The organism is Longimicrobium sp., assembly GCF_036554565.1.
Classification (GTDB): Bacteria; Gemmatimonadota; Gemmatimonadetes; order Longimicrobiales; family Longimicrobiaceae; genus Longimicrobium.
Window position 1 is genome coordinate 1 of sequence record NZ_DATBNB010000645.1, and the last position, 6,762, is coordinate 6,762.

The window sequence follows — 6,762 nt, forward strand, 5'->3', positions numbered from 1 at the left end:
TGCTGCTGTCGTCCCGCTGGTGAACATTCCCCGCTTTCTTCTTTCCCCATCAATGTGAGGACCGGATCATGGCTCAGTATCAACCCATCGTGCAGGAACTCGTGGACCTCATCCAGTCGCACGGCTGGACGGATGAATTCGAGCAGGCCATCCGGAACGCGCGCCGCCGGAACATCCCCGAGCTGGACGACATCCACAACCTGGACGACTACCTGGGCTACATCGACGGCCTGGTGCGGTGGGTGCCCCGCGAGAACCACTCGGGCAAGGAAGTCTACGACCACATCTGCAAGTTCTACTTCATCCTCGACCAGCGGCCCGTTCTGGGCCTGCAGAACCGGGTGATTCCGCACGACAGCGCGCAGCCGCTCACACCGCTTTCGGCGTGGATGGTCAGGTATGCACGCGCAATGGGGGCGTTCCTCGACACCCCGGAGTCGCTGACACCCGAATCGCTCCAGACCTTCCGTGACTCGCCCGTCTACAACATGGACGAGTACCTGGAGCCGCGCGGCGGGTGGAAGACGTTCAACGAGTTCTTCGCCCGCAACTTCAAGCCGGGGTACCGGCCCGTGGCCGCCGTGAGCGACCCGCACGTGGTCGTTTCGCCGGCGGACAGCACCTTCGGGGGCCAGTGGGAGATCCTTCCCAACTCCGGCGTGACGGTGAAGAACCTGCACTGGCAGATCCGCGAGCTGATGGAGGGAAGCCCGTTCCGCGACCGCTTCGTCAACGGGCAGTTCATGCACGCGTTCCTGAACACCACCGACTACCACCGGCAGCACGCGCCCGTAGGCGGAACGGTGGTGGAGGCGCGGGTGATTCCGGGGCAGGTGTACCTGGAGGTAGACGCGCAGCCGGTGGACGGCAGCGCCGACGGGCATCACCGCCTGCGGATGCGGCGGACCTTCGACGCGCCCGACAACCCGGGCTACCAGTTCGCGCAGGCCCGCGGGCTCGTCGTGCTCGACACCCCGATCGGCCTGGTGGCGGTGCTCCCGATCGGGATGGCGCAGGTTTCGTCGGTGGTGGTCACCGCCGAGGTCGGCGTTACGCTGCGCAAGGGCGAGGAAATCTCGTACTTCCAGTTCGGCGGAAGCGACATCATCGTGCTGTTCGAAAGCCGCAGCAACGTGTCGTTCACCGCCCAGCAGGGGATCCACTACAAGATGGGAACCCGCATCGCCCAGGCGTACCCGGTAGGCTGAACGTGCGTCCTGGTCCGGCCGGGCGCGGGGGCCCTCCCCGCGCCCGGCTCGTTTCGCGGGGAGCTGGAGCCTGGCCATCTCGAACGATGGTCTTGCGGAGCGATCCGCGTGCCCCGGCTCGGCTCTGGCGACCGTCTGCACCGGGCGATCTGCGACACTTCGTGTATCACCCGGGGCACGAACATCGCACGACGTAAAAAGAGAGCACGCCGCCGTACGATCGGCGTGGACCCGCGTCTGTGAGGAGTACGCGTCCCCTCCCGCGGGTCCCGGCATCGGCGGTGGCCCGCGGAGCTCCGGCACGGGGTTTCGGCCCTCCCATTCCCCCAGCGGAGCCTGGGCGCGTGCTTCGCGCCGATCGGTTCGTTTCCGCGCCTGCACCTTTCATCCCGGGATGCGCTTCATGAAACCTGCCCCGTAGACCGCCCCGCGCACGCCCCCCTTCCGGCTCAACGCAGCCGGCACCTTTCCCCGCAGAGCCCAAGGAAAGACGCCGCATGGACGCCCAGATCATCGACAAGGATCCGGTGGAGATCCTGAACTACTGCGCCAAGTACCTGGCGCGCGGTGACCGCTTCACCGACTCGTCCACTCCCAACCAGAGCCTCACGCGCGTCTCGGAGCCGTGGCGCTTTCCCATCGTGGAAACCTACGGCGAGCCGGGAAGCATCGCCGACATCTACGAGGGGCAGAACACCGTCACCCTGGTGTACGTCGCCCAGGACGATCCGCGGGCCCAGGTCTCGGTGATCGGCACCTTCGGCAAGCTGACCGAGCCCATTCCCATGCCGCCCGTCCAGTTCTTGGGCGAGCCCACTCCCTACCGCGCGGTGACCCTGGTCCTGCCGGTGGAGCGGCGCTACCGCTACCGCTTCGTGGTGGACGGGCAGAGCGTCCTGGACCCGGTGAACCCGCAGCGGCTCACGCTGCCCAACGGACGCACCTGGTCCACCTTCTTCACGGACTACTACACGCCGCCCACCTCGTTCGAAACCTGGGAGCTGCGCCTGCTGTACCGCCTGAGCTCGCACATCCTTCCCTTCCGGACGCAGGACTCGGAAACGTTCCTGAACCAGTTCTACAACGGGCTGAACCCCACGCAGAAGAACGGGATGCGCGTGTACGAGATGGACGTTTCGGTGGGGAGCGTGAACTACATCGACAACGTGGTGGCCCGCGAGGAGAGCCACCACCTGATCGACTACAAGATCTGCCTGGAGCTGATCGACCAGGTGCTGCGGCAGCGGAACCCGTACGTGGAGTCGTGGGAGGTGTCGGAGCAGCTGATCACCCAGCTGTACGACGAGATGGCGGGCAACCAGGTGGCCGGGTGGGACACCTCGCGCTACGGCAACCCCTTCTACTTTCTGCAGGTGCTGCGGCGCCACACCATCACCGGCGTGTTCAGCCACCCGCGCTACGGGGGCAACCTGGCGGGGTTCGGCTGGGTGTACCTGCAGGACCGCTACCGCGACCCGGACGGCAACACCCTGTTCGACTGGAGCGCCGCGCTCGAGCCTCCGCTGGGCGTGAACGTGGACTACCACGCCTGAGCACCGCCACCATCCGAAAACCCCACCTTTCAGAAACCCGGAAGCCTTCCATGGCGCAACAGACATTCGACGCGGTGATCATCGGCAGCGGGGCCGGCGGGGCGCCCATCGCCCACGAACTGGCCCGGGCGGGAAAGTCGGTGCTGGTGCTGGAAAAAGGACCGCTGATCAGGCCGCAGTACCAGGTGCCGGGCAAGCGAAGCACCTTCAAGCGCGACGAGCTGATCTCCGACGGCCCCGAAAAGATCATCGAGGTGGAGAACGTGGCCAACCGCGGCCAGCCCTACTTCTCCAGCCACGCCGAGCCCGACCTGAACGACGAGCCGCACGTGTACCGCGACGGCTCGGGGCAGGACCGCGCGACCATCGAGGGGTACACCGCGCAGCTCGTGGGCGGGGGCACCAACCTGTACGGCGGCGTCTCGTTCCGCTTTACCCCCACCGACCTGAAGCTGCAGACGTTCAACGCCGGCCGCACCCTTCCCGCCGACCCCGGCGGCGACGTGGAGCGCGAGTCGCGCGACTGGGCGGTGGACTACGACGCGCTGGAGCCGTACTACGTGAAGACCGAGCAGCTGGTGGGGCTGAACGGCACCGTCGCCAACCAGCTCAAGCCGTTCAGCGAGGACAGCTACCACCCGCCGCTGGCCCCCAACCCCATCAGCCGCTACGCCAGGGAGGGGATGGAGATCCTGGGGCGGCAGATCGCCGGGCGCATCGGCCGGGCGCAGCCGGTGGAGCCGTACCGCACGCCGCTGGCGGTGATCACCAGGGACCACACGCCCAGCGGGCGCACCGTTCCCAAGGACCCGGAAACGGCCAAGACCAGCTACGTGAACCGCTACGGCGACCCGCTGGGGCTCAAGTCCAGCACCTGGGTGTCGCTGCTGAGCCCGCTGCAGGAGCTGCCCAACTTCGCCATCTACCCCAACTGCACCGTAACCCACCTGTCCAGCGACAACAGCCGCGTGACCGAGGTCCACTTCCTGGACCCCGGCGGCCAGCCGCGGACGGTGAGCGGCAAGGTGGTGGTGGTGGCCTGCTCGGCGATCGAGTCGGTGCGGCTGCTCAAGCTTTCGGCGCTGCTCGACGCCAACTTCGACCGGCGCATCCACCAGAACGACCTGCTGGGGGCGTACTTCCTGACGCACGCCTTCGGCGGCGCCGCCGCGCTCACCCCCGACCGCTCCGACAAGTCCAAGGCGCTGGACGCCGACTGGGCCACCGACTGCTGCAACGACGACGCCTTCCTGAAGGCCGAGGGCTTGTGGGCCGGCGCCACCCTGTACAACAACACCTCCGACTCCGCCCTCCCCCTGTCGCTGTTCCGCACCATCGGCGACATGGACCTGGACAACCTGTGGCAGGGGCTTACGCAGGACCCGGCGCTCAAGGGGCAGAAGCTCATCGAGCACCTGGACATGACGCTGGGGCGCAAGCTCTCCATCACGTTCATGGCCAACCAGGTGCCGCAGCGCGGCAACCGCATCCTCCTGCACCCCACCATCCGCGACAAGTGGAACCGTCCGGTGGCGTACATCGAGAAGGGGTGGCATTCGCACGACATCCACCTGATGAACCACCTGGCCCAGCAGTGCGGCGACGTGCTGCGCTTCGGCTGCGCGCCCAAGACGCTCAACTGGCCCATCCTGGGGCAGGGCGGCAGCTACCAGGCGCCCAACGGGCTGGTGCGCATCGCCAACCACGTGCTGGGCGGCGCGCGCTTCGGCACCCGGCCCGACGACTCGGTGCTGGACCCCGACTGCCGCGCCTGGAGCTTCGACAACCTGTACGTGACCGACGGCGCCTTCATGCCTACCTCGGGGAGCGGCAACCCCACGCACACCATCGAAGCCAACTCGTTCCGCGTCGCCGACGCGCTCCTCAAGGCCATCTAACCGCGCCCCGCGCCCGGGAGAACCATGGACAGAGTCTTCAATGACATTGCCACCAGCCCCGAGAACGAGATCTTCAAGGTCGTCTTCTACCCCGACCGCATCTACCACGAAGCGGCGCTCGACGCCACCGCCAGCCCGCGCTACCGCTACAACGTGCGCGAGGTGCGCGGCAAGCACGACATCAACGTGATGAAGGGCGAGGTGTACATGGACGGCCGCTTCCTCACCAACTTCGTGCGCATCGAGTACCGCTCCAGCCGGCTGATCGAGGTGGTGCGGGCCAAGGGGCGCTTCGTGGGCTCGAAGCTGCGTGCCTGGGTGCAGCTGGCGCCCACCGGGAGCACCCCGGTAGACGCCACGGTCACCCTGACGTACAGCCGCAAGATCGACGCGTACCGGGTGGAGCTCTGGCGCACGGTGGAGCCGCTTCCCGGGCAGTCGCACGACTTCCGGGTGGGGTCGATGATCGGCCGCGACGGGAGCATCACCCGCGTGGCCGCCTTCGACGAGGCGCTGGCCGAGCTGAAGCCGCTGAAGGTGGTGAACCTGTCGCTGCGCGAGAACGTGGTGAACGAGCCGTACGGGTACCGCATCGACGACGCCGACGCCGAGTGGGACAACGACTACGCGCGCTCGCACCAGGAGCCGCGCAACCCGGAGCCCAGCTCCGACGAGAACACCGTGTACGACAAGGACTACACGCTGGACTTCCAGCGCGGGTGGTTCCTGGACGCGCACGACGTGGAGCCCGTACGCTACCGCAACGCCATGATGGACCCCGACAACCCGGAGCGGGGCGACGACAACATCGTGGAGATGCGCTGGCTGCTGCAGCGCGAGATGGGCGCCACCCTGGTCTACTTCCACGAGGTGACGGTGACTCCCGGCTCGTACGAGGGCTCGCACCGCCACATCGGCTCCGAGGAGCTGTACTACATCGTGTCGGGCGAGGGGATCGCCTACATGGGCTACGGCGACGATCCGGACATCAGCGACACCGACTTCAAGACGGTGCAGAAGCAGATCTACGGCATCGGCACGCGGCGCATGAAGGAGCTGCCGGTGAGCGCCGGCAAGGTGATCTACACCAAGAGCGGCGGGATGCACGGCATCCGCTGCAACCCGGGGGGCGAGCCGCTGAAGTTCGTGGCCTTCGGCTACCACACCGCATGACCCGTCCTCTCATCCCCGACCACGCCGAGCCCGCGAGCGCGCCATGCAACTCGTCGACGACAATGTGCCGCTGAACCTCACGATCAGCCCGGTGCTGCCGGGCGCCCCCGCCCCCAGGCCGGCGGGCGGGATCATCGCCTCCGACGACGTACGGGTGGTGCCCCCCGGCACCACGCCCAACTACAACCGCGCCAACCCGCTGCTGCGGCTGCTGGACCTGGCGGCCCAGAGCCACCTGTCGGCGGAGCGCGAGCTGTACCTCGACGCGTCGCTGCAGATGCTGATTCCGTTTTCGCACCTGGAGCTGTACGGACCGCAGGGCGCCGGCTACCAAGTGACCGATCCGCGCCGGCAGGACGACAAGACCGACTTCCAGAAGCAGAACATCGCCAGCTTCGTGACCACCGACGCCTACCTGTCGCGCGGCTGGGTGAGCGCGGGCGACTGGACGGGCCCGTTCCTGAAGCTGTCGTACAGCGGCGACCCGGACTCGCCGCTGGGCGCGGCGGCGGGGCGGCCTCTGGGCGAGAGCATCAGGGTGTGGCTGCGGGTGGCGGGGACGGCCACCGCCAGCGCGCTGCGCGTACCCTACAACGACGCCACCGCTCGCTACGAGCTGGAGATCTGGGGGTACCCCGGAAGTGACCTCGACAAGCTGCTGGGCGACAAGGGGCGCGGCGCGCTGCAGCGCGGCGAGCTGGTGTGCCGTCCCGACCTGGTGCAGGGCACCTGGGCCGACTTCCAGCGCGACGGACTGGACGGCAGGAACGTGCTCGAGGTGGCGCCCGGCCACGCCATGCACCCGCTGCTCCCGCTGCACGTGGAGGTGGCGTGGGCCGACGACGCCGAACGCACCTGGGACTCGCTGGGCGGCGCCAACTACCAGTACGAGTTCAACATGACGCTGCGGGGATGGAACAGCTACCTGAG

4 protein-coding genes and 1 pseudogene are annotated in these 6,762 nt (G+C 67.7%); all 5 read left to right on the forward strand.

All coding sequences use genetic code 11. From position 1 onward, the window contains the following. Positions 1–68 precede the first annotated feature (68 nt). Positions 69–1,208 carry a phosphatidylserine decarboxylase gene (locus tag VIB55_RS17840; RefSeq protein ID WP_331878020.1) on the forward strand — a complete coding sequence of 380 codons (1,140 nt, stop codon included), beginning with the start codon at positions 69–71 and terminating at the stop codon, positions 1,206–1,208. A 497-nt stretch (positions 1,209–1,705) separates the two neighbouring features. After that, complete coding sequence (locus tag VIB55_RS17845; protein ID WP_331878021.1) at positions 1,706–2,761, forward strand: hypothetical protein; 1,056 nt, start codon at positions 1,706–1,708, stop codon at positions 2,759–2,761. Between the two features lie 50 nt (positions 2,762–2,811). Next, positions 2,812–4,659 carry a GMC family oxidoreductase gene (locus VIB55_RS17850; RefSeq protein ID WP_331878022.1) on the forward strand — a complete coding sequence of 616 codons (1,848 nt, stop codon included), beginning with the start codon at positions 2,812–2,814 and terminating at the stop codon, positions 4,657–4,659. 24 nt (positions 4,660–4,683) lie between these two features. Next, on the forward strand, positions 4,684–5,832 hold the full coding sequence (locus VIB55_RS17855) for a hypothetical protein (RefSeq protein WP_331878023.1): 1,149 nt from the start codon (positions 4,684–4,686) through the stop codon (positions 5,830–5,832). A 43-nt stretch (positions 5,833–5,875) separates the two neighbouring features. Further along, a pseudogene (locus VIB55_RS17860) lies at positions 5,876–6,762 on the forward strand (cupin domain-containing protein); the annotation flags it as partial.

What these genes read in the sequence shown, in the direction of transcription:
- VIB55_RS17845 (WP_331878021.1), top strand. Translation starts at nt 1,706, where the DNA reads ATGGACGCCCAGATCATCGACAAGGATCCGGTGGAGATCCTGAACTAC.
- VIB55_RS17840 (WP_331878020.1), top strand. Translation starts at nt 69, where the DNA reads ATGGCTCAGTATCAACCCATCGTGCAGGAACTCGTGGACCTCATCCAG.
- VIB55_RS17855 (WP_331878023.1), top strand. Translation starts at nt 4,684, where the DNA reads ATGGACAGAGTCTTCAATGACATTGCCACCAGCCCCGAGAACGAGATC.
- VIB55_RS17850 (WP_331878022.1), top strand. Translation starts at nt 2,812, where the DNA reads ATGGCGCAACAGACATTCGACGCGGTGATCATCGGCAGCGGGGCCGGC.